Raw genomic sequence first — 21131 nt, 5'->3', positions numbered from 1 at the left:
GATTCAAAACCTGTGGGGGCCCTGTAGGAGCGGGTTCACCCGCGAAGAGGCCGGCCCAGCCAGCAGAGAACCGACAGATGACCGACACCCCCCTGGCAACCCTCTACCATTCTCTCGACCAGCACCGCCCCGCCACCCTCGAGGCCCTGCTCGCCGGCGTATCGCTGTTGCTGCCGATGCTCGACGCCATCCCCAACGCCGCGATCTTCATCAAGGATTCTGCCGCCCGCTATGCGTTGGCCAACAACACACTGGTCCAGCGCTGTGGCCTCAAGCACCTGCAACCGCTGCTGGGCAAGACCAGCGCCGAGGTGTTTCCGGCACAGTTTGGCCCCGGCTATACCGAGCAGGATCGACGTGTTCTCAAGGAAGGCCTGGTGCTGGAGGACCAGTTGGAGCTGCACCTCTACGGCAGCCGTGAGCCCGGCTGGTGCCTGACCCACAAGCGCCCGCTGTACAACCCTGCCGGCGAAATCATCGGCCTGGTCGGCATCTCGGTCGACTTGCAGTCAGCCGCCGACAGCCACCCCGCCTATCAACGCCTGGCCGCAGTGGACGAGCACATTCGCCAGCATTTTCACCAGCCGATCAGCATGGGCGAGCTGACCCGCATCGCCGGTATTTCTGTGGCCCAGCTGGAGCGCTATTGCAAGCGGGTGTTCCACCTCACGCCCCGGCAGATGATCCACAAGGCGCGCCTGGAGCATGCCCATCGCCTGCTGCATTCGGAGCTGCCGATCACTGAAGTGGCGATGCGCTGCGGCTATACCGACCATAGCGCCTTCAGCCGCCAGTTCAAGCAACTGACCGGCTTTACGCCGCGCCAGTATCGCCAGGCTACGGCGCTGTAGGCGAAGACGCCGCGGGTGTGGTGATGTTTGCCTGCCAGCGTTTGTAGAGCTTTTGCGCGCGCTCCATACGCGACAGTTTGAGCACGACCAGCACCAGGCCGACGAACATTATCGCGGCCAAACCTGTCAGAAGCCCACGCTGACCCTTCAGGCCTTTTTCAACTTGCGCTGCGTAGTCGGGGTCCATGAAGAACGAGCAGATGGTGTCAAGCTTTTCTTCGGGCAGGTAGCGGGTAAAGGGTGCCAGGCTATTAGAAGACCGGCACTTGTCCAGTGTCAGCTTTTCATCCGGAAACCACATTTCAAACTTGATGTCCTGCTGCGACAGGTAGAAAGCCGGTGATTCTGGGTCATTTTTCAGCCATACCATCATGTATTCCGACTGGTTTGCCATCGACAGGGGAAACATCAGCGCACCCAATACGGCCAAGAGGGCGAATAACATCTTGAAGCGATTCTGGGAGAGCCGTGCGGTAGCGAACCTCGGGGCGCTGAAATCGCTCCAGTCGATGTAGGCGCGGCTACGGCTCAGATCACCGGGCGTAAAGCCATTGTCGACGATCCAGCGGTGGGCCAGGCTGGCTTCATGCAGGTTCTTGGCGGGGATATTGAATTCATAGCGAAAATACTCGATTTCCCGCAGTTCCTTGCGCAGTTTGTTCAACTGCGAGTGGGTGTGGAACTCGGTGGTGCCGCCAAAGATGCGCCAGATAAGGTCGCGAAGAAAGTACAGCGAACCGGCACGTCTGTAGATGAACCACAGCAGCAGCAACAGCAGTATTGGCCCGCCGATGCCGGCCAATGGGACGAACGTTTCTACGCTCCAGAATGTTGAGGCCAGATTGTTGGCAGTGGTCATGTCAGCTCCATTAACGATGTAAGCGGGCTTTTTACTTGTGCTGTAGCCCGTCGGTTCCGATAAGGCGACGATGATAAAAGCGCTTAAGATGACCTGTCGTTAGAGAAAGTTCTGAGTCTGCTGTAGGAGATTTCGTGATTATCAGTGCCGCACTCAAGAATGGGCGAACAGCCCCCGCGCCTCGGCAAAGCATTGCTCGGCAATCGCCGAGCGCGGCTCGCTGCGGCGCAGCAGCAGCCCGACCGGGCTGTGGATGGCGGCGTCTGCCACCGGTACGATGCGCAGGTGCTCGCTGAGGTCTTCCAGGCCGCAGTCCAGTGGCATGATCGCGCAGCATAGGCCGGTGTTGATGGCCTGGATAAGCTGGAAGCTCGAGTCGCTCTCAAGCACCGCATTGGGCTCCAGACCACGGCTGCGGAAGCTCAGGTCCAGCGACTGGCGGTAGTGCATGCCTTTGCTCAGCAGCCCCAGCGGAATATCGCCAAGCTCGTCCCAGCGCAGCCGGTCGCTGGCGAACTGGAAGTGCCGTGTATCGTGCAGCAGGCCCATGGTGGTGGTGCCCAGCTCGATCACTTCGAAGAAGCTGGTGTTGACCTGGTCCAGGTAGCAGATACCCAGGTCGAGCTGGTTGCGGCTGAGGCCGTCGATGACCTGTTCCGAGCTCAGTGAGCTGAGCTGAAAGTGCAGTTCGGGGTATTTTTCGCGCAGGGGCAGCAGCAGGTGCATGGGGTTGAAACTGGCCAGCGGCACCGTGCCCAGGCGCAGGCTGCCGACCACCTGGCCACGGCAACTGGCAGCCTCGGCCTGCAGGCCGTCGTGGGCGGCGAGCAGGGTACGGGCCCAGGCCAGGATGCGCTCGCCGGCCTCGGTGAAACCTTCGAAGCGCTGGCCCCGCTTCACCAGCACCAGGTCCAGTTCGTCTTCCAGGTTGCGCAGGCGCATGGACAGCGTCGGCTGGGTGATATGGCACAGCGCCGCCGCCTGGCCGAAGTGGCGGGTCTGGTCGAGGGCGATGAGGAACTTGAGCTGCTTGATGTCCATGGAAGTGCCTGGCGTCTGGTTATGCAGACCTTAACCCACGTCTGCGATAGATGTCATTGATCGGCCGGTACGTCATATCGATTGGACGCCTCTGGGGGTATGCCTCTAGCGTGGTGAAAATGCCCTTCAAGGAGCTTCACCGTGCGCGTCCAACTTGATGCGGTCTTCGTACCGCTGAACATCGCCGTGCTGACTGTCAGCGACACCCGTACCTACGACAACGATACTTCCGGCGAGCTGCTGGCCAACCGCTCGGTCGAGGTCGGTCACCGGCTGGTGGCGCGAGCGCTGCTCAAGGACGACCTGTACAAGATCCGCGCTCAGGTGGCCAGCTGGATTGCCGATGAACAGGTGCAGGTGGTGCTGATCACCGGCGGTACCGGCTTTACCGGGCGCGACAGCACACCCGAAGCGGTCGAGTGCCTGCTGGACAAGCGTATCGATGGGTTTGGTGAGTTGTTCCGGGCATTGTCGATTCTCGATATTGGCAGCTCGACCGTGCAGAGCCGGGCGTTGGCCGGTTTGTCCAACCGCACGTTGGTGTGCTGCCTGCCGGGCTCGACCGGGGCCTGCCGCACCGCCTGGGAAGGTATTCTGGCCGAGCAGCTGGATGCACGGCACCGGCCATGCAACTTCGTCAAACACCTGTTGCCGATCGAGGCCTGCACAAGCCGGGGCTAAGGGTTACCGGGGGGCGGGCCCTGTGCTGTCCCTTGTAGGCGCGGGTTTACCCGCGAAGAGGCCAGAACAGGCAACCACCCACGGTCAGCTCAACACATACCCCACCGGCAACAAGGCGGGAGGCAGCTGCCGTTCCCCCAGCCCGGCCAGCACATCGCGCTCCACAGTCCGCACCATGGCATCGGTCGGCAGGTCGTTTTCATCACGCCCGAACGGGTCTTCCAGCTCGTTGCCGATCGCATCCAGCCCGAAGAACGTGTACCCCACGATGGTGGTGAACAGCGGCGCCAGCCAGCCCAGCGGCTCGGCCAGGGCAAACGGCAGCAGCAGGCAGAAAATGTAGATGGTACGGTGCAGCAGCAGCGTGTAGGGAAACGGCAAGGGTGTGCCCTTGATCCGCTCGCAGGTGGCCTGCACTTCGGTCAGGCCCGCCAGGCGCTGCTCCAGCAGGTTGTAGCGCCATTCGCTGATCTGTTGCTGTGCGGCCAACCGTGAACAGTGTTCGCCGATTTCACGCAGGATGCCGTCGCACACATTGTGCGGGCTGATCGCATCGGCCCGGGCCAGCCACGGCCTGGCAGCTGCCCGTTCGTCCTCGTTACGCAGCCGGGCGTTGAGTGCATGAGCGAAACCACACAGGTTGCGCAGCAGTTCGGTGCGCAGTGTTTCGTCAGTAATCGCCACGCTTTCCCGCACGAACGAGCGGGTTTCGATAATCAGTTTGCCCCAGGCCTTGCGCCCCTCCCACCACCGGTCATAGCACGCGTTGTTGCGAAAGCTCATGAAGATCGACAGCGACAGGCCCAGCAAGGTGAACGGCGTGGCGCTGACCGGGTAGAAATACGCCGGATAATGCCGCTCGACCAGCACGATCAGCGCGGCCAGCAGTGTCACCATCAGGCAACGCAGGGCAATGCGTTTGACGATCGACCCCTTGAGGGTGAACAACACGCGCAACACATCGGTAGAGGGTGGGACGATCATGGAAGTCCAGAGACGGCTGCTCAGCCGCCGGTCATATTCATGAAGCGCAGGATCTGCACATCGCCACCGACTTCGAAATGATGGCGATAGGGCTTGAGGTGCAGCGAATCGCGAATGGCCTTTTCCAGGCGTTCGGGGTTGCCAGGGTGGGCACGCAGCACGTGCTTGAGGTCTACCGAGTGTTCGTTGCCCAGGCACAGCAGCAGGCGGCCTTCGACGGTAAGGCGCACGCGGTTGCAGGTGGCGCAGAAGTTGTGGCTGTGCGGGGAAATGAAGCCGACCCGGGTGTTCGCGGCTTCGGCCAGGCGCCAGTAGCGGGCCGGCCCCATGGACGACTCGGTCGATTCGACCAGCGTGAACTGCTCGGCCAGGCGTGCCCGTACTTCATCGCTGGAGCAGAACGATTCGCCACGTTCATGCTCGCTTATTACCCCCAGCGGCATTTCCTCGATGAAGGTGATGTCCAGCTCGCGTTCGATGGCAAAGCGCACCAGATCGACCAGTTCATGGTCGTTGCGGCCTTTGAGTACCACGCAGTTGAGCTTGGTGCGTTTGAAACCGGCCTGGCGTGCGGCGTCGATGCCGGCGATTACCTGGGCTAGGTCGCCGGTGCGGGTCAGCTGCTTGAAACGGTCGGCATCCAGGCTATCCAGGCTGATGTTCAGGCGTGTCACCCCGGCGTCGAACAGCGGCTGAGCCAGGCGCCCGAGTTGCGAGCCGTTGCTGGTCAGGCACAGCTCGCGCAGGCCGGGCAGGGCGGCGATGCGCCCGCACAGGTCGACGATGCCCTGGCGTACCAGTGGCTCGCCACCCGTCAGGCGGATCTTTCGGGTGCCCAGCGCGACGAAGCGTTCGGCCACCTGGAACAGTTCTTCGAGGCTGAGGATTTGCTGGCGCGGCAGAAACTGCATGTCTTCGGCCATGCAGTACACGCAACGGAAGTCACAGCGGTCGGTGACCGACATCCGCAGGTAGTCGATTTTCCGGTTGAAGCCGTCGATCAGGGCCCGGCTGTTCTGTTCCACGTTCGCACTCGAATGGGTTAGGACATGACTCCAAGCTATAACCTGGCCGCAAGGCCGTCAAATTGCTTTGCCTGACCGGTTGATCGATGGCCTCTATCGCTTGGTATGGCATCTGGCCGGTCATGATCGAAACCGCTTATCACGCCGTAAGATCTTTCGATTGGACGCCCCTTCCCACGCTCCATAGGCTGGAAAAAAGCATCGAAGCGTGAGGATTCATCGCATGAGCCAGGACGAACACATCAGGGACTACAAGGGCGCCGCTGCCGGCTGGGGGGCGCTCAAAAGCGTGACCAAGAGCTGGCTGGGCAGCGACAACGCCTTCAAGAACCTGCGGGCCATGCTCAAGACCAACCAGAACGGCGGTTTCGACTGCCCCGGCTGTGCCTGGGGCGAGTCGCCGGAAAGCGACATGGTCAAGTTCTGCGAAAACGGCGCCAAGGCGGTCAACTGGGAAGCCACCGGCCGCTCGGTCGACCCGGCTTTCTTCGCCAAATACAGCGTCAGCGCGCTGAAGGAGCAGACCGACTACTGGCTTGAATACCAGGGCCGTCTCACCCACCCGATGCGCTACGACGCCGCCACCGACCACTATGTCGAAACCACCTGGCAGGAGGCCTTCGAGCTGGTCGCCAGGCACCTGCGTGCGCTGCAGTCGCCGGATGAAGCCGAATTCTACACCTCGGGCCGGGCCAGCAACGAAGCGGCGTTCCTTTACCAGCTGTTCGTGCGTGCCTACGGCACCAACAACTTCCCGGATTGCTCGAACATGTGCCACGAAGCCAGCGGCGCGGGCATGTCGGAAACCCTCGGGGTGGGCAAGGGCACCGTGGTGTTCCACGATCTGGAGCTGGCCGACGCGATATTCGTCATCGGGCAGAACCCCGGCACCAACCACCCGCGCATGCTCGAACCCCTGCGCGAAGCGGTCAAGCGTGGCGCCCAGGTCGTCTGCTTCAACCCGCTGAAAGAGCGTGGCCTTGAGCGCTTCCAGCACCCGCAGCACCCGTTCGAAATGCTCAGCAACGGCTCCGAGCCGACCTCCAGCGCCTACTTCCGCCCGGCCTTGGGTGGGGACATGGCGGCAATGCGCGGTATTGCCAAGTACTTGTTGCAATGGGAGCGCGAGGCGCAGGCCAAGGGCGAGCCGGCGGTGTTCGACCATGCCTTCATCGCCGAGCACACCAGCGGCGTCGACGATTACCTGGCGGCGGTGGACGCCACGTCCTGGGAGCACATCGTCAAACAGTCCGGCTTGACCCTGGCCGAGATCGAGCTGGCGGCCCGCATGTACCGCAAGGCCGAGCGGGTCATCATGTGCTGGGCCATGGGCGTCACCCAGCACCGCCATTCGGTGCCGACCGTGCAGGAAATCGTCAACCTGCAGCTGCTGCGTGGCAACGTCGGCAAGCCCGGCGCAGGCCTGTCGCCGGTGCGTGGCCACAGTAACGTGCAGGGTGACCGTACCATGGGCATTGACGAGAAACCCTCGGCGGCGCTACTCGATGCCATCGAACAACGTTTCCAGTTCAGTGTGCCGCGTACCCATGGGCACAACGCAGTGTTGGCGATCAAGGCTATGGAAGAGGGGCGGGCCAAGGTGTTCATCGGCCTGGGCGGCAACTTTGCCCAAGCCACCCCGGACACCGCGCGCACCCACGCGGCGCTGCAGAACTGCGCGTTGACCGTGCAGATTTCCACCAAGCTCAACCGCTCGCACCTGGTCACCGGCCGCGATGCGCTGATCCTGCCGTGCCTGGGCCGTACCGAAATCGACCTGCAGGCCGAAGGGCCGCAAGGCGTGACCGTGGAGGACACCTTCAGCATGGTGCACATCTCCCACGGCCAGTTGCGCCCGCGCTCGCCGCATATGCGCTCGGAACCGTGGATCATTGCCGGCATGGCCAAGGCCACGCTGGGCAACCAGCCGATCGACTGGGAGCACGCGGTGGCCGATTACAACCGCATTCGCGACATGATCGCTGACGTGATTCCGGGCTTTACCGGTTTCAATGAACGCTTGAACAGCCCCGGCGGGTTCCACCTTGGCAACAATGCCGCCGATCGCAACTTCCGCACGGCCACGGGCAAAGCCCGCTTCATGCCCCACGCGCTGCCCGAGGAACTGGTCAACGCCAAGGTACTGGCCCGTGGTGACAAGCCCGACCTGATTTTGCAGACCCTGCGTTCGCACGACCAGTACAACACCACCCTGTATGGCCTGGACGACCGTTACCGTGGGGTGTTCGGCCTGCGTGAAGTGGTGTTCGTCAATGAGGCGGACATCCGTCGCCTGGGCTTCGAACCGGGTGAGCAGGTAGACCTTGTGTCGTTGTGGGAGGATGGCGTGGAGCGGCGGGTGTCCGGGTTCCGCCTGGTGGCGTATGACGTGCCCGAGGGGCAGGCGGCGGCGTATTACCCGGAAACCAACCCGTTGGTACCGCTGGAAAGTTATGGTGAGGGGACCTATACCCCGACCTCGAAATTCGTGGCGATCAAGGTCGTGAAAGCCAAGGCGGGGAACCGCATTGCGGCGGTGCTGGCCTCGGATTGATGGGGTGCCTGTGCTGGCCTCTTCGCGGGTGAACCCGCTCCTACGGGACCCCACAGCGCTTGAGGTTGAGGTGATCCTGTGAGGTTGCCCGCGAAGAATCCAGCACCGGTCAGGCGCGATGCACCGGGTAAGCCGTGGTGTACTTCATCTGCTCCATGGCAAAACTGGAGGTGATGTTCGATAGGCCATCGGTACGGGTAATCAGCTTTTTGTAGAACCGGTCATACGCTGCAATATCACCCACCACCACCCGCAGCATGTAGTCCCAGTCCCCGGACATGCGGTAGCACTCCATCACTTCCTCGAACCCGGTCACCGTCGCAGCAAACTGCTCCAGCCATGCGCTGTCATGGCGCTGGGTCTTGAGCTGGACGAACACGGTAAGCCCCAACCCCAACCGTTCGGGGTCCAGCAGGGCGACGCGGCCGAGGATGTAGCCGTCTTCCTCCAGGCGCTTGACCCGCTTCCAGCACGGTGTGGTGGACAGGTTGACGGCCTCGGCCAGGTCCTTCAGCGAGATTGAGGCATCACGCTGTAGCAGGGTAAGAATGTGCTGGTCGAAACTGTCCATATCGCGCGCTGGCCGTGCAGAAAAATATTTCACAGATTACCCCAAGGCCAGATGATTTGGGTTGTGCGATAGTTGCAGCTTTCATTCTGCCAATGGGCCTGACCATGTCCGACAAGCCGCGCAATTTCGCCACCCGTACCATTCACGCCGGCGAGCAGTTCAGCGTTGCCGATAACGCCATTTTTCCGGCCATCGTCACCGCCAGTTCGTTCACCAAGCGCAGCCTGGACGATAAACCGGAATATTCCTACAGCCGCGTCGGCAACCCCACCCGGCATGCCTACGAAACCTGTGTCGCTGCCTTGGAAGAAGGCGTGGGCGCTGTGGCCTGCGCCTCGGGGGTCAATGCCACCGCAACCGTGCTTGAGCTGCTGCCCAAGGATGCCCACGTGGTGGTGATGAACGGCGTGTACGGTGGCACGTTCCGCATCATGGAAGATTACCGCAGCCGCACCTCGGGGCTGACCACCACCTATGTCGATCTCAACGACCTTGAAGCCGTAGCGGCTGCGATCAAGCCGGAAACCCAGCTGATCTGGATCGAGTCGCCGACCAACCCGTTGCTGCACCTGGTCGACATCAAGGCGGTGTGCGACCTGGCCAAGGCCAAGGGCATCCTCACCTGCATCGACAACACCTTCTGCTCGCCGTGGAACCAGCGCCCGATCACCCTGGGTGTGGACCTGGTGATGCACTCGGCCAGCAAGTACATTGGCGGCCACTCCGACCTCACCGGCGGTGTGGTGGTGGCGGCCAACGATGCGTTGCTGGCACGCCTGCGCCGTATCAGCATGGCGATTGGTGCGGTGCAGGGGCCGTTCGACTGCTACCTGGCCCTGCGCGGTCTGAAGACCCTGGATGTGCGCATGGAGCGCCAGTGTGCCAATGCCCTGCAGGTGGCGCGCTTCCTGGAAGGTCATGCGCAGGTCGAGCAGGTGTATTACCCAGGGCTGGAAAGCCACCCTCAGCATGAGCTGTGCAAACGCCAGATGCGCAGTGGCGGGGCGGTGGTGGCGATGAAAGTGAAAGGCGACCGCGCCGCGCTCAATCGCCTGGTAGAGGCGCTGCAGATTTTTGTGCTGGCCGACTCGCTGGGCGGGGTGGAGAGCATGATCAACCACTCCTGGAGCATGTCGCACTGCTCGCTGAGCCCAGAGCAGAAAGGGGTGATGGGGATCAGCGAGAACCTGCTGCGGTTGTCGGTAGGTATCGAGGATTACCGTGACCTGGTCGAGGACCTGGATGGGGCGTTGAAAGCGCTGGTTGCTGTGTAGGGCTGCAGGCCTCTTCGCGGGCTCGCCCGCGCCTGCAGGTGGTAGGAGCGGGTTTACCCGCGAATACGGTAGCGGCGAGAACGGTGAACGGCCAGGGACATTGGCCAGCAGGTCCGGCCCTTTCGCGGGTGAACCCGCTCCTACGACGGTCTGCGCATCGGTGTAGGAGCGGGCTTGCCCGCGAAGAGGCCGGTGGATTCAATAAATGCCTGTCAGGATTTGGGCGGATGAATGATCCGTTCGATCTTGTCCTTGATCAGCAACCTTTCCTTGCGCAGGCGGTTGACGGCCTCGTCGTTGGTGCCGTTGCCTTCGGCGGCTACCACCTCCTTGTCCTTGGCGTTGTACTCCTTGTGCAGTTTGTGCAGGTCCTGATCCTTCTCTATGAGTGCCTGGAATGCATCAGCGGTAACGTGCAGGTCAGCGAGCAGATCGTGCGGAACTGGCATTTCTTCACCTCTGTCAGGGTTGTCGGTAAGGTCCTGACCATTGAGGATAGCTGTCTTTGCGCAGGCTTGTGACGGCGGTTCAGGCTGAATGGCAGCTGAATGGTTTTGAGATAATTGGTAAAAGACGCACCCTCACGAAATTGTTACCGACTTTTTCACAAAAAATTGATGACGTGCTTTCTAGAGTTCGCCCAACTTTCCCACAGTGCCATTTGGCCTGGGGGTGATAATCACTCTTGACTGCGAACGCTAATGCTCAACTTCAAATCCCTGCGGACTGAATGGGTCACGCTGCTGGCCAGTCTTTACCTGCTGATCGGCTTCAACATGTTCCTCTGGGAGCATCTGCAAGCGGCGGTTCCTGCCGGCCTGTCGGGGTTGTGGCTGAGTCTGGCGTTTGCTGTGCTGATGCTGTTCGCCTTCAATCTCATACTCACGTTACTTGCCTTCCGGTATGTATTGAAGCCGGTACTTATCGTGTTGTTCATCAGTGGCGCGGGCGTGGCTTACTTCATGAACCAGTACGGCGTACTTATTGACGCCGCGATGTTCCGCAATATGGCCGAGACCAATGTTGCGGAAGTGCGCGACTTGATGTCGTTCAAGTTTGCAGCGTATATCCTGCTGCTGGGTGTGCTGCCATCGGTGCTGCTGTGGAAGGCGCAGATCGCCTACCGCCCCTGGCACCGCGAGTTGCTGGGCAAGTTGGTGGTCAGTGGTGCCTGTGTGGTGACCATTGGCTCGGTCGCGTTGGTCAATTATCAAGGGCTGTCGTCGCTGTTCCGCAATCACCATGAATTGCGCCTGATGCTCACCCCCAGCAATATCGTCGGGGCCTCCATTGGTTATGTCGGCGAGCGTGTCGGTACGGCCTCGCGCCCGTTCCAGCATTATGGCGAAGATGCCAAGCGTGATGCGGCCTGGCAAAAACATGAGCGCAAGTCGCTGACCGTGCTGGTGGTCGGGGAAAGTGCCCGGGCAGACCATTTCGGCGTGCTGGGCTATGACCGCGATACCACGCCCAATCTTGCCAAGGAGCAGGGCCTGCTGGCGTTTTCCGACGTGCACTCGTGTGGTACGGAAACGGCGGTTTCGGTGCCTTGCATGTTCTCGGGCATGAAGCGCAGGGACTACGATGCCCGCGTAGCGAAGAACCGTGAAGGGCTGTTGGACATTCTCCAGCGTGCCGGTCTGGCCGTGCAGTGGCGTGACAACCAGTCGGGCTGCAAAGGCACCTGCGATCGCGTGCAGTTCATCGACGTCAGCAACCTCAAGGACACGCATCTGTGCGCCGATGGCGAATGCCATGACCAGATCCTGCTGCAAGGCCTGGACGCGTTGATCGACAACCTCGACAAGGACACCGTGCTGGTGCTGCACCAGATGGGCAGCCACGGCCCCGAGTACTTCAAGCGCTACCCCAGTGATGGCGAGCGCTTCACACCGGTGTGCCAGAGCAACGCGTTGAACCAGTGCAGCAAGGAGCAAATCATCAACGGATACGACAACACCCTGGCCTACACCGACAAGGTCCTGGCCTCGCTGATCGATACCTTGCGCAGCAAGCAAGACAAGGTCGACACGGCGATGATCTACCTGTCCGACCACGGCGAGTCGCTGGGCGAGTACAACCTGTTCCTGCACGGCACGCCCTACGCCATCGCTCCCGAGCCGCAGAAGCACGTGCCGCTGCTGACCTGGTTCTCCAACAGCTACAAGGAGGACTTCGGCGTCGATACCGACTGCCTGGCACGGCTCAGCGATGCCCCGCTGTCCCAGGACAACCTGTTCCACTCGATGCTTGGCCTGTTGCAGGTGCATACCGAGCTCTACCAACAGTCGCTGGACATGTTCGCCAGTTGCCGGCCCTGGCTGGCGGCAAAGCGCTGAAAGCCTGTGGGAGCGGGCAAGCCCGGGTCTTACACCGTATTGCCTTCATTCGCGGGTGCGCCGGCTCCCACAGGGTGGACTGCCCCCGAAAAGCGGGACAGTTTCACCCGCAGTGCCCGCGCCGTATATACTGCGCGCCAATGTTAGTGGGAGAGCCTTGTGGCCATCGAAATTCACTGGATCCGTGACGACCAGAGCCTGGCCGAACACTGCCGCGACTGGCACCAGCTGCCCTTCGTCGCCGTCGACACCGAATTCATGCGGGTCGACACCTTCTACCCGAAAGCCGGGCTGATTCAGATCGGCGACGGCCAACGCGCCTTTCTGATCGACCCGCTGCTGATCGGCAACTGGCAACCCTTGGCCGACCTGCTGGAAGACAGCGGTGTGGTCAAGGTGCTGCACGCCTGCAGCGAAGACCTTGAAGTGCTGCTGCGCCTGACCGGCAAGCTGCCTCAGCCGCTGTTCGACACTCAGCTGGCCGCCGGTTACCTGAACCTGGGCTTCTCCATGGGCTATTCGCGGCTGGTGCAGGAAGTGCTGGGCATCGAATTGCCCAAAGGCGAAACCCGCTCCGACTGGCTGCAACGCCCGCTCTCGGAAACCCAGGTCAGCTACGCTGCCGAAGATGCCGTGCACCTGGCCGAGCTGTTCACCGTGCTGCGCCCGCGGCTGAGTGACGACAAGTATGCCTGGGTGCTGGAAGACGGCGCCGAGCTGGTGGCTGCGTTGCGCCGTGAAGTCGAGCCTGAAAGCCTGTACCGCGACGTCAAGCTGGCCTGGAAGCTGGCGCCTCAACAACTGGCAGTGCTACGTGAGCTGTGCGCCTGGCGCGAGCGCGAAGCGCGCAACCGCGATGTCCCGCGTAATCGTATCCTCAAGGAGCACTCGCTGTGGCCCATGGCCAAAAGCCAGCCGAACAACCTGTCGGCCTTGGCCAAGATCGACGAGATGCACCCGCGCACCATTCGTCAGGACGGTGAGTGCCTCATCCAGCTGATCAAGCGCGCCGCCAGCCTGCCTGCCGAGCAATGGCCAGCGCCCTTGCCCGAGCCGCTGCCGATCGAGGCTGCGGGCCTTCTCAAGCAGCTGCGTGCCATCGGCCAGGCCGAAGGCGAGCGCCTGGGGATTGCGCCCGAGTTGATGCTGCGCAAGAAAGCCCTGGAGGCGCTGCTCAAGAGCGGATACCCCAATGGCCCTTATCAACTGCCCGATTCGCTGCGCGGCTGGCGCCGTGAGCGCATGGGCCAGGCCCTGCTGGACAACCTGGCAGGTGCCGGAGAAACCCGATGAAACGTATTTGCTCGATCTACAAGAGCCCACGCAAGAACGAAATGTACCTGTACGTACTCAAGGCTGACGGCCTGGAGCGCGTGCCTGAAGGCCTGCTGCCGTTCTTCGGCACCCCCGTGCACGCTTTCGATTTGGTGCTCAGCCCTGAGCGCAAGCTGGCCCGCGAGGACATCACCAAGGTGCTGGAGAACCTCGAAAGCCAAGGCTACCACCTGCAGATGCCGCCGCTGGAAGATGAGTACATCGAGCACCTGCCCGAAGAGCTGCTGCGCCGTAACGACCCCGTCTGACCATGCGTGTACTGATCGCTGAGCATGACCATGCTCGATACGCCGGGCTTTTGCGCGCAGCCGCGCCTGAAGTGGACGTTGTGACCAGCGGCGACTCTGCCGAACTGGCCCGCCAGGCACCGCAGTGCCCGGTGTGGCTGGGCCAGCCGGACTTGCTGGCCAGTCTGCTGCGCCAAGGCCACAAGCCGGGCTGGATACAGTCGACATGGGCCGGTATCACGCCGTTGCTGGCCGACGGCCTGCCGCGTGATTACCGCCTGAGCCGCGCAGTTGGCATCTTCGGGCAGGTGATGGCCGAGTACATGCTCACCTATATGCTAGGCCATGAGCGTGAGGTGCTGTCGCGCCTGGTCAGCCAGGTCGAGCGGCGGTGGGATGACCGCCCGGGGCGCAGCCTGGAAGGGCGCAAGGTCCTCATTGTGGGTGTAGGCGACATTGGTCAGCGTGTGGCCGAGTTCCTGCAGCCGTTTGGTGTGGCGCTGTACGGGGTTGCCAGCAGCGCCCGTGAACAGGCCCCGTTCATCGAGGTGGCGGCGCTGGCCGACCTGCCGCGCTTGGTTGGCCAGGTCGACTACGTGCTGAACCTGCTGCCGGATACCCCGGCGACTCATGACCTGTATGACGCAGCGCTGTTCAAGTGCTTCCAGCCCTCGGCCTTGTTCATCAATGCCGGACGTGGTGTGGCGGTGGTTGATGCCGACCTGGTCGAGGCGTTGAAGGAGGGCCATCTGGCCGGTGCGGTGATCGATGTGTGCCGCCAGGAGCCGCTGCCCAAGCAACACCCGTTCTGGACCGCCTGGGGCTTGCTGCTGACCGGGCACAGCTCGGCGCCCACCTCGCCGGCGGCGATGGTGCGCTTGTTTGCGGAGAATGTGCGAGCGTATGCGGCGGGGCAGGGGTTGCGTGGCGAAGTGGATTTCGCCCGGGGCTACTGATTGCTGTGGCCCGTACCGGCCTCTTCGCGGGTAAATCCCTCCAGCACAGGGTGGTGATATCCCCGTAGGAGCGGGCTTGCCCGCGAAGAGGCCAGCGCGGCCAACACAAACCTTACAGGCTGAAATCGCCTTCAGCAGCCAGCTCGCTCAGCGGCTTGCGCGGGCTTGGCACTTCACGCGCCTGCAGGGCTTCATCCAGGCTGGCCTTGTCACCCAGCTTGCCGATCGCCACCATGGCATGCAGTGCGTAACCTTCGGGAATCTTCAGTTCCTGACGTGCCAGGTCCTGATCGAAGCCGGCCATGCCATGGGTATGCCAGCCGCTGATGCTGGCCTGCAGGGCCAGGTGCCCCCAGGCAGAGCCCGTGTCGAAGGTGTGCCACAGGGCCGGTTTTTCTTCCGTAGCGCCCGGGGCCGCGAAGGTAGTCTTCGAAATCACCAGCACCAGCGCCGACGCTTGTTGCGCCCAGCTGCGATTGAAGGGCACCAGCAGGCTCAGGTAACGCTCCCAGTTCGGCGTGTCGCGGCGGGCATAAAGGAAGCGCCAAGGCTGCGAATTGTAGGCCGAAGGTGCCCAGCGGGCGGCCTCGAGGAAGCTCAGCAGGGTTTCTTCACTGATCGGCTCGGCGGTGAAGGCGCGTGGTGACCAGCGGTTGATGAACTGCTCGTTGATGGCGTAATCGGCAATGCGGGGGTTGGCGCTCATGGCGGCTCCTGCAAACGGACGGGAAAAGCGCACGCTACTGCGTGCCGTCGCGACTGACAAGCGGTCTGGCTTTGCCGAAGCCCAGGCTCTAGACTGGCGCCGCCGCGCGCCGTGGCCCCCAAGATGAATGCAGGAACCCTGTGTGATGATCGCTGAAAACGCGCCGTTCTGGCGGCGCAAGACCCTCGAACAACTCAGCCAGCAAGAGTGGGAGTCGCTGTGCGATGGCTGCGGCCTGTGCTGCCTGCAAAAGCTCGAAGACGAAGACGACAACAGCGTCTATTACACGCGCATCGCCTGCAAACTGCTGGACCTGGATACGTGCCAGTGCAGCGACTACCCCAACCGCTTCGCCCACGTGCCAGACTGCATCCAGCTGACCCCGGGCAAGGCCGACCAGTTCAAGTGGCTGCCGAGTACCTGCGGTTACCGTCTGGTCAGTGAGGGCAAGGACTTGCCTGCCTGGCACCACCTGGTCTGTGGCGACCGGCAACAGGTTCATGAACAGCGCATTTCCCAGTCGGGGCGTATGCTCAGTGAACACGATGTGCACGAAGACGACTGGGAAGACCACCTGATCTTTCGCGCCAGCTGACCGGCGTAGCCCGCTGCCTCGGGGAAACAAGGAGTTTCTGTATGCGTTGCCAGCTGTTGTTGCTGTTGGGCCTGATGGCCAGTTCGCCGGCCTGGGCGAAAAAGGTCGACCTCGACTACCAGGTGCGCCTGCTGCCTGCCAGTGGCCAGGCCGAGGTCCGCGTTACATTGGCTGAAGGCAGCGCCGTGCGCAGCCTGGACTTCGACCTGGGCAAGGCTGGGGCCTACAGCGGCTTCCAGGCCGATGGGCAATGGCAGCTGAAGGGGCAGCGTGGTGTATGGCAGCCAGCGGCCGGCAAGACCAGCCTCAGCTACCGTGTGCAGCTGGACCAGAAGCTTGCCAGCGGCGCCTATTCATCACGCATCACCCCGCACTGGGCGCTGTTCCTCGGCGACCAGCTGATACCCCCTGCGCGCCTCGACCAGCAGGATGGTACCGAGCTGGTGGCGCGCCTGGCTTTCGACCTGCCCGAGGGCTGGAAGAGCATCGAAACGTCCTGGCCGCGTATCGGCAAGGGGAAGTTTCGCATCGACAACGTGTCGCGCCTGTTCGATCGCCCGACCGGTTGGATGCTTGCCGGCGACCTGGGCAGCCGCCGCGCTCGCCTGGGCGAGACCGAAGTGACCGTGGCCGCGCCGGTGGGGCAGGGTATGCGGCGCATGGACAGCCTGACCTTGCTTACATTCGTCTGGCCACACCTACAAGCTGTGTTCCCGCGTAACCCGCCCAAGCTGCTGTTGGTCGGGGCGCGTGACGGCATGTGGCGAGGGGCTATGGCTGCGCAGGGCTCGTTGTACCTCAACAGTGCCCGGCCCATGGTCAGCGAAAACGGCAATAGCCCGTTGCTGCGCGAACTGGTGCAACTGTTCGCGCAGATTCACGGGCGTGACGGCAGTGACTGGCTGGTAGAGAGCCTGACCGATTATTACGCCAACGAGTTGCTACGCCGCTCGGGCGGGATGAGTGATGACCGTTACCAGGTCTGGCAGGCACGTCTGAGCAAGCAGGGCGCCAAGGTCAACCGGCTCAAGGGTGAACGCGCAAGCCCGGCCCAGGTGGCCCGCGGTGTGATGCTGTTGCAGGCGCTGGACAAGGAAATCCGCATTCACACCCAGGCCAAACGTTCGTTGGACGATGTGGTGCGGGGGCTGATGCGCCTGCCCAGCGTCAGTGCCGAAGACTTCGTGCAGATCAGCGAGAACGTGCTGGGGCGGCGTTCCGATGTGCTGCAGAGCAAGGTGCTGCACTAGGCATCCCTGCGCCTGACAATCGGCAGGGCGGCATCGTCTGCAAGTCGCATTTCAAGCGTATCAAGTCGTACCTGGAATACACCGCCGAGCAGAAACTCAGCATTGTTCACAGGGCGAAACCGAGGTTGGGGAGCGTGCAGCCAACCATCGTTGGCAGCGTTGATCGCGACAACCCATGGTTTGTCGAGGCAATGTTCGGCCCGGTTTCGGTGCTGTTCTGACGGAGCTCAGCACTCGGTCGCCCTGTGTTGGCAGGTCTGTCCTGCCGCCGCAGTGGCGGCCTTTTTATTTGAACTTGGGCCCCGAGCGGGTATTCAGCCCCTTGGCCAAGCGGTCGTACAGCACCACATTCACCGTCGCTGCCAGGTTCATGCAGCCCTCGGTCGGGATGTAGATAGTCTCTTCACACCATCCCCGCACCTCTTCGCTCAACGAGCCATCCTCTGGCCCGAAGATGTAAATGGCCCGGTCCGGATGGGTGTAATCCGGCAATGGCCGCGCACCTTCCACCAGTTCTACCGCTACTGGCGTGCAGCCCAGCGGGATAATGCGCTGCAGGTCGTCGATGCCGATCAGCGGGATGTCGTAGTGCACGCGCTTGGTGTCAGTGACGAAGTCACGTGCGCGTTCATAGCGTTTGCCCGTGTAGAACACCGAATTGACGCCATAGCAGCCCGCTGCGCGCATCACAGAGCCGACGTTTTCTGCCGACTTGGGGTTGAACAGGCCGATGCAGCTGTATCGTTTGTTTGCCACGTACCGGGGCCCTTCGCGAAAAAAGCGCGATTATACGGGCTGCCCGGTAGCAGCGGGGGGCGAATCGATGGTCAGTCTTTCTTCAGCATGCCCGCCAGCCCGGCAAACGGGTTGTGCGTAGCCTTGGCAATGCTCGGGGTGCTGGTGGAGCCTTCGCTGAAGTACTGCTGGTCGGTGTAGCGCGAGTGTTCGTTGTCGTGGCAGTACAGGCACAGCAGCTCCCAGTTGGAGCCGTCCTGAGGATTGTTGTCGTGATTATGGTCACGGTGATGCACGGTCAGCTCGCTCAGGCGCTTGCCGGCGAACTCGCGGGCGCAGCGGCCGCATACGTGCGGGTACATTCTCAGGGCCTTGTCGCGGTAGCCCATTTCCTTGTCGCGCTTGGCATCAGCCAGGATGCGGTCGAGGCGCGCGGTGGCGGCGGCAGAAGAGGTGGAGCTCATGGTGTTTCCTTTGTTCTGATCAGGCAAGTGACGGTTATGCCATTGAGTCTAGCGCGCTTGCGGGCCAGGCGGACAGGCGAAAGCGTTGATTTAGGCGTAGCCTGTAGCAAGGTTCCCGACAGGAGGTTGCTGATGTTTCACGCGATCCTCGCCGCGCTGTTGATGGCTGGCCTGCCCTTGGCAGAAGCTGCCAGCACGCCACCCAGGCTCACGCCGCCAGTACCCGGCGCGCCCGGTACGCCGACGCCTACGCCATACCCGCAGATTACCCCGAGTACGCCGCCCAAGGCTTATGACAGCCAGCCGGGGGCGCCCTTGTTGCCGCCGATGCCAGTGCCCGGCCCGCCGAAGGATCAGCCATTGCCCGGATTGCGGCAGGACCCGCCTAAGCCGGTTGTGGAGGATGATTGACGGGCGGGAGCTGAGGAAGTCTGAGGCTGCTTTGCAGCCCATCGCGACACAAGGCCGCTCCCACAGGTTGGACTGGATTCCGCGCTGTGGACTGCACTCAAGAAGAAGGACAGATGTCCAACATCTGGGGTGCAGCCCACTGTCCTGTGGGAGCGGCCTTGTGTCGCGAAAGGGGCGCAACGCGCCCCCCGCTCTCTCAAAGGATACCCAGCTCGCCAAACACGAACGCATATTCCAGGGCCACATCCTTCAACCCCTGGTACCGCCCGCTCATCCCGCCATGCCCAGCCCCCATCTCGGTCTTGAGCAGCAGCAGGTTGCTGTCGGTCTTGAGTGTGCGCAACTTCGCCACCCATTTGGCCGCCTCCCAATACTGCACGCGGCTGTCGTTGTAGCCCGCCACCACCAGCATCGCCGGGTAGGCCTGCGCTTTCAGGTTCTCGTACGGCGCATAAGCCTTGATCCGTTCATACACCTCCGGCTCCTCAGGGTTGCCCCATTCATCGTACTCGGTCACGGTCAGCGGCAGCTCCGGGTCGAGCATGGTGTTGAGCACGTCGACGAAGGGCACTTCGGCAATGGCGCAGCGGAACAGCGCCGGGCGCAGGTTGAGCACCGCGCCGATCAGCAGGCCGCCGGCGCTGCCACCACTGATGGCCAGGCGATCGGCGGCCGTCACGCCCTGGCTGATCAGGTGCTCGGCGCAGGCGATGAAATCGCTGAACGTGTTGTGCTTGTACTCCTGCTTGCCGGCACGGTACCAGGCCTCCCCCAGTTCACCACCACCTCGCACATGGGCGATGGCAAAGGCCACGCCGCGCTCCAGCAGGCTCAGGCGCGCATGTGAGAACCAGGGGTCGAGGCTTTCGCCATAGGCACCATAGCCGTACAGGTACAGTGGCACGGTCTTGCCCAGGTCCTGGCGGCGGCGTACCAGGCTGATCGGCACCTGGGTGCCGTCCGCTGCGGTTGCCCACAGGCGCTCACTGACATAGTCATCGGCATCGAATGCACCGAGCACCGGGGTTTGCTTGAGCACCACCTGGGCGCCCGTGGACAACGCCAGCTGGCGCACCTGGGCCGGGCGGTTGAGCGCTTCGTAGCGCAAGCGTATGCGAGTGCTGGCAAATTCCAGGCTGTCCTGCACGTACAGGCTGTAGGCGGCGTCTGGCAGTTCGACGCGGTAGGCCGGCAGGCCCTGTGGGCGTACTTCGATGATCGGCAGGCCGCCTTCGCGCAAGCTCAGGGTGAGGGCACCGGCGTTCAGGCTGAGGCCTTCGAGCATGACCGCGTCGCGGTGCGCCACCAGCACCTGCCACTGTTCGCGGCTTGGCACTGGCGCGACTGGCGCGTGGTACAGGGCGAAGTTGATGCCATCCTGGTTGGTGCGGATGAACCAGCGCCACTGGCCGTCGAGTTGGCCGTGGTCGGGGAAGTATTCGTGGCCTTCGACGCGCGGCGCCAGGCAGGTGAACGGCGCCTGCGGGGTTTCGGCGTCCAGCACCCAGGCCTCGCTGGTGGTCTTGCTGTTCAGCAGCAGCACCAGCTGGCGCTCGGAGCTGGTGCGGTAGCAGTGCAGGAAGAAACGCCCGTCTGGCTCTTCGAACACGGTGTGCGCGGCGTCGGTGCCCAAGGTGTGGCGACGCAGGCGCCATGGGCGGTGGGTGTCGTCCAGCTCAGCGAAGAATAGCGTCTGGCTGTCGTTGGCCCAGGTCAGGCTACCGTCGCAGTCGTCGAAAGGCAGGGTGGTGACACGGCCACTGGTCAGGTCTTTGACGTACAGGGTATAGATTTCGTCGCCGCTGGTGTCGAGGCTATAGGCCAGCAGGCGGTGGTCGGGGCTGATGTTGAACGCGCCCAGGGAGAGGAAACCGCCGTTGGCCAGGACGTTGGGGTCGAGCAGCAGTTGCTCCTGGCTTTCATCGACGGTGTTCGAGTCGTCGGCCGGACGTGGGCAGCGGTAGTGACGCGGGTATTCGTCGCCGGCGGTGGTACGGGTGTAGTACAGGTAGGGGCCCCAGGGCGCCGGCAATGACAGGTCGGTCTCCAGGATGCGGCCCTTGATTTCTTCGAACAGTCGCTCACGCAACGGGGCCTGGTCAGCCAGGCAGGCTTCCTGATAGGCGTTTTCAGCGTGCAGGTAAGCGAGTACCTCGGGGGTATCGCGCTGTTGCAGCCAGGCATACGGGTCGGTGGCCTGGTCGGCATGGGCAATCGGGGGTTGGGGCTTGGTTGGCATTGAAGGTCTCTTGATTGGAGTTGCCTGTGCCGGC

General features: G+C 62.6%; 22 protein-coding genes. 12 read left to right on the top strand and 10 right to left on the bottom strand.

Annotated elements, in window-relative coordinates:
* The first annotated feature begins 77 nt into the window (after nucleotides 1–77).
* On the top strand, nucleotides 78–851 hold the full coding sequence (locus tag ACF8Q6_RS15555; protein WP_392494128.1) for a helix-turn-helix domain-containing protein: 774 nt from the start codon (nucleotides 78–80) through the stop codon (nucleotides 849–851).
* On the opposite strand, the gene ACF8Q6_RS15550 is transcribed toward ACF8Q6_RS15555, so the two are convergent.
* Both ACF8Q6_RS15550 and ACF8Q6_RS15545 read right to left on the bottom strand, forming a co-directional pair.
* Nucleotides 838–1710 carry a DUF6216 family protein gene (locus ACF8Q6_RS15550; protein ID WP_392494127.1) on the bottom strand — a complete coding sequence of 291 codons (873 nt, stop codon included), beginning with the start codon at nucleotides 1708–1710 and terminating at the stop codon, nucleotides 838–840. The genes ACF8Q6_RS15555 and ACF8Q6_RS15550 overlap by 14 nt on opposite strands.
* A 153-nt stretch (nucleotides 1711–1863) precedes the next feature.
* A complete protein-coding gene (locus ACF8Q6_RS15545; RefSeq protein WP_392494126.1) occupies nucleotides 1864–2751 on the bottom strand; it encodes a LysR family transcriptional regulator in 888 nt (295 codons plus the stop codon).
* A gap of 141 nt (nucleotides 2752–2892) precedes the next feature.
* Between ACF8Q6_RS15545 and moaB the strand changes: the two genes are divergently transcribed.
* Nucleotides 2893–3432 carry a molybdenum cofactor biosynthesis protein B gene (gene moaB / locus ACF8Q6_RS15540; RefSeq protein ID WP_392494125.1) on the top strand — a complete coding sequence of 180 codons (540 nt, stop codon included), beginning with the start codon at nucleotides 2893–2895 and terminating at the stop codon, nucleotides 3430–3432.
* 84 nt (nucleotides 3433–3516) lie between these two features.
* On the opposite strand, the gene ACF8Q6_RS15535 is transcribed toward moaB, so the two are convergent.
* A complete protein-coding gene (locus tag ACF8Q6_RS15535; protein ID WP_392494124.1) occupies nucleotides 3517–4416 on the bottom strand; it encodes a bestrophin family protein in 900 nt (299 codons plus the stop codon).
* 20 nt (nucleotides 4417–4436) lie between these two features.
* Nucleotides 4437–5441, bottom strand: a complete 1005-nt coding sequence (gene moaA, locus ACF8Q6_RS15530) for a GTP 3',8-cyclase MoaA (RefSeq protein WP_003254695.1) — start codon at nucleotides 5439–5441, stop codon at nucleotides 4437–4439.
* Nucleotides 5442–5664: 223 nt separating this feature from the next.
* On the opposite strand from moaA, the gene ACF8Q6_RS15525 reads away from it, so the two are divergent.
* Nucleotides 5665–7995: an FdhF/YdeP family oxidoreductase gene (locus ACF8Q6_RS15525; RefSeq protein WP_014860695.1), complete on the top strand. Its 2331-nt coding sequence runs from the start codon at nucleotides 5665–5667 to the stop codon at nucleotides 7993–7995.
* 109 nt (nucleotides 7996–8104) lie between these two features.
* On the opposite strand, the gene ACF8Q6_RS15520 is transcribed toward ACF8Q6_RS15525, so the two are convergent.
* Nucleotides 8105–8566 (bottom strand): Lrp/AsnC family transcriptional regulator, encoded by a 462-nt coding sequence (locus ACF8Q6_RS15520; protein WP_003254691.1) that lies wholly within the window; start codon nucleotides 8564–8566, stop codon nucleotides 8105–8107.
* Nucleotides 8567–8658: 92 nt separating this feature from the next.
* Between ACF8Q6_RS15520 and ACF8Q6_RS15515 the strand changes: the two genes are divergently transcribed.
* On the top strand, nucleotides 8659–9840 hold the full coding sequence (locus tag ACF8Q6_RS15515; protein ID WP_012051500.1) for a PLP-dependent aspartate aminotransferase family protein: 1182 nt from the start codon (nucleotides 8659–8661) through the stop codon (nucleotides 9838–9840).
* A gap of 212 nt (nucleotides 9841–10052) precedes the next feature.
* Here the strand turns inward: ACF8Q6_RS15515 and ACF8Q6_RS15510 are convergent, their stop codons facing one another.
* On the bottom strand, nucleotides 10053–10289 hold the full coding sequence (locus ACF8Q6_RS15510; RefSeq protein WP_003254689.1) for a YdcH family protein: 237 nt from the start codon (nucleotides 10287–10289) through the stop codon (nucleotides 10053–10055).
* Nucleotides 10290–10541: 252 nt separating this feature from the next.
* Here ACF8Q6_RS15510 and ACF8Q6_RS15505 point away from each other — a divergent pair, with 252 nt between their 5' ends.
* The 4 genes from ACF8Q6_RS15505 (at nucleotide 10542) to ACF8Q6_RS15490 (ending at nucleotide 14697) form a co-directional block, all read left to right on the top strand.
* Nucleotides 10542–12179 (top strand): phosphoethanolamine transferase, encoded by a 1638-nt coding sequence (locus ACF8Q6_RS15505; protein WP_392490916.1) that lies wholly within the window; start codon nucleotides 10542–10544, stop codon nucleotides 12177–12179.
* A gap of 159 nt (nucleotides 12180–12338) precedes the next feature.
* A complete protein-coding gene (gene rnd, locus ACF8Q6_RS15500) occupies nucleotides 12339–13472 on the top strand; it encodes a ribonuclease D (RefSeq protein WP_003254685.1) in 1134 nt (377 codons plus the stop codon).
* Complete coding sequence (locus ACF8Q6_RS15495) at nucleotides 13469–13762, top strand: YcgL domain-containing protein (protein ID WP_003254683.1); 294 nt, start codon at nucleotides 13469–13471, stop codon at nucleotides 13760–13762. Before rnd ends, ACF8Q6_RS15495 begins: the two co-directional genes overlap by 4 nt.
* Nucleotides 13763–13764: 2 nt before the next feature.
* Nucleotides 13765–14697: a D-2-hydroxyacid dehydrogenase gene (locus tag ACF8Q6_RS15490; RefSeq protein WP_392490917.1), complete on the top strand. Its 933-nt coding sequence runs from the start codon at nucleotides 13765–13767 to the stop codon at nucleotides 14695–14697.
* A gap of 112 nt (nucleotides 14698–14809) precedes the next feature.
* Here ACF8Q6_RS15490 and ACF8Q6_RS15485 read toward each other — a convergent pair whose 3' ends face one another.
* On the bottom strand, nucleotides 14810–15403 hold the full coding sequence (locus ACF8Q6_RS15485; RefSeq protein ID WP_003254681.1) for a nitroreductase family protein: 594 nt from the start codon (nucleotides 15401–15403) through the stop codon (nucleotides 14810–14812).
* Nucleotides 15404–15548: 145 nt separating this feature from the next.
* Here ACF8Q6_RS15485 and ACF8Q6_RS15480 point away from each other — a divergent pair, with 145 nt between their 5' ends.
* Genes ACF8Q6_RS15480 through ACF8Q6_RS15470 form a run of 3 tightly spaced genes read left to right on the top strand, consistent with a single transcriptional unit; the run spans nucleotide 15549 to nucleotide 17469 of the window.
* Nucleotides 15549–15998, top strand: a complete 450-nt coding sequence (locus ACF8Q6_RS15480; RefSeq protein WP_004575890.1) for a YcgN family cysteine cluster protein — start codon at nucleotides 15549–15551, stop codon at nucleotides 15996–15998.
* 41 nt (nucleotides 15999–16039) lie between these two features.
* Nucleotides 16040–17248 (top strand): hypothetical protein, encoded by a 1209-nt coding sequence (locus tag ACF8Q6_RS15475; protein ID WP_392490918.1) that lies wholly within the window; start codon nucleotides 16040–16042, stop codon nucleotides 17246–17248.
* A gap of 2 nt (nucleotides 17249–17250) precedes the next feature.
* Complete coding sequence (locus ACF8Q6_RS15470) at nucleotides 17251–17469, top strand: aldehyde dehydrogenase family protein (RefSeq protein WP_392490919.1); 219 nt, start codon at nucleotides 17251–17253, stop codon at nucleotides 17467–17469.
* A 64-nt stretch (nucleotides 17470–17533) separates the two neighbouring features.
* Here the strand turns inward: ACF8Q6_RS15470 and ACF8Q6_RS15465 are convergent, their stop codons facing one another.
* Both ACF8Q6_RS15465 and ACF8Q6_RS15460 read right to left on the bottom strand, forming a co-directional pair.
* Entirely contained in the window at nucleotides 17534–18004 is a 471-nt protein-coding gene (locus tag ACF8Q6_RS15465) for an RNA methyltransferase (protein ID WP_003254677.1), read from the bottom strand.
* Between the two features lie 71 nt (nucleotides 18005–18075).
* The gene (locus ACF8Q6_RS15460) at nucleotides 18076–18447 is read right to left on the bottom strand and encodes a YajD family HNH nuclease (RefSeq protein WP_003254676.1); all 372 of its coding nucleotides are present in this window, start codon (nucleotides 18445–18447) and stop codon (nucleotides 18076–18078) included.
* 132 nt (nucleotides 18448–18579) lie between these two features.
* Between ACF8Q6_RS15460 and ACF8Q6_RS15455 the strand changes: the two genes are divergently transcribed.
* Nucleotides 18580–18858, top strand: coding sequence for a hypothetical protein (locus ACF8Q6_RS15455; protein ID WP_003254675.1), 279 nt, complete (start codon nucleotides 18580–18582; stop codon nucleotides 18856–18858).
* A 196-nt stretch (nucleotides 18859–19054) separates the two neighbouring features.
* On the opposite strand, the gene ACF8Q6_RS15450 is transcribed toward ACF8Q6_RS15455, so the two are convergent.
* Nucleotides 19055–21097: a S9 family peptidase gene (locus ACF8Q6_RS15450; protein WP_392490543.1), complete on the bottom strand. Its 2043-nt coding sequence runs from the start codon at nucleotides 21095–21097 to the stop codon at nucleotides 19055–19057.
* Nucleotides 21098–21131 lie beyond the last annotated feature (34 nt).

It is taken from the genome of Pseudomonas sp. GLN_2, from assembly GCF_043106005.1.
GTDB classification, from domain to species: Bacteria; Pseudomonadota; Gammaproteobacteria; order Pseudomonadales; family Pseudomonadaceae; genus Aquipseudomonas; species Aquipseudomonas alloputida.
This window is presented reverse-complemented; position numbering and strand designations above follow the sequence as displayed.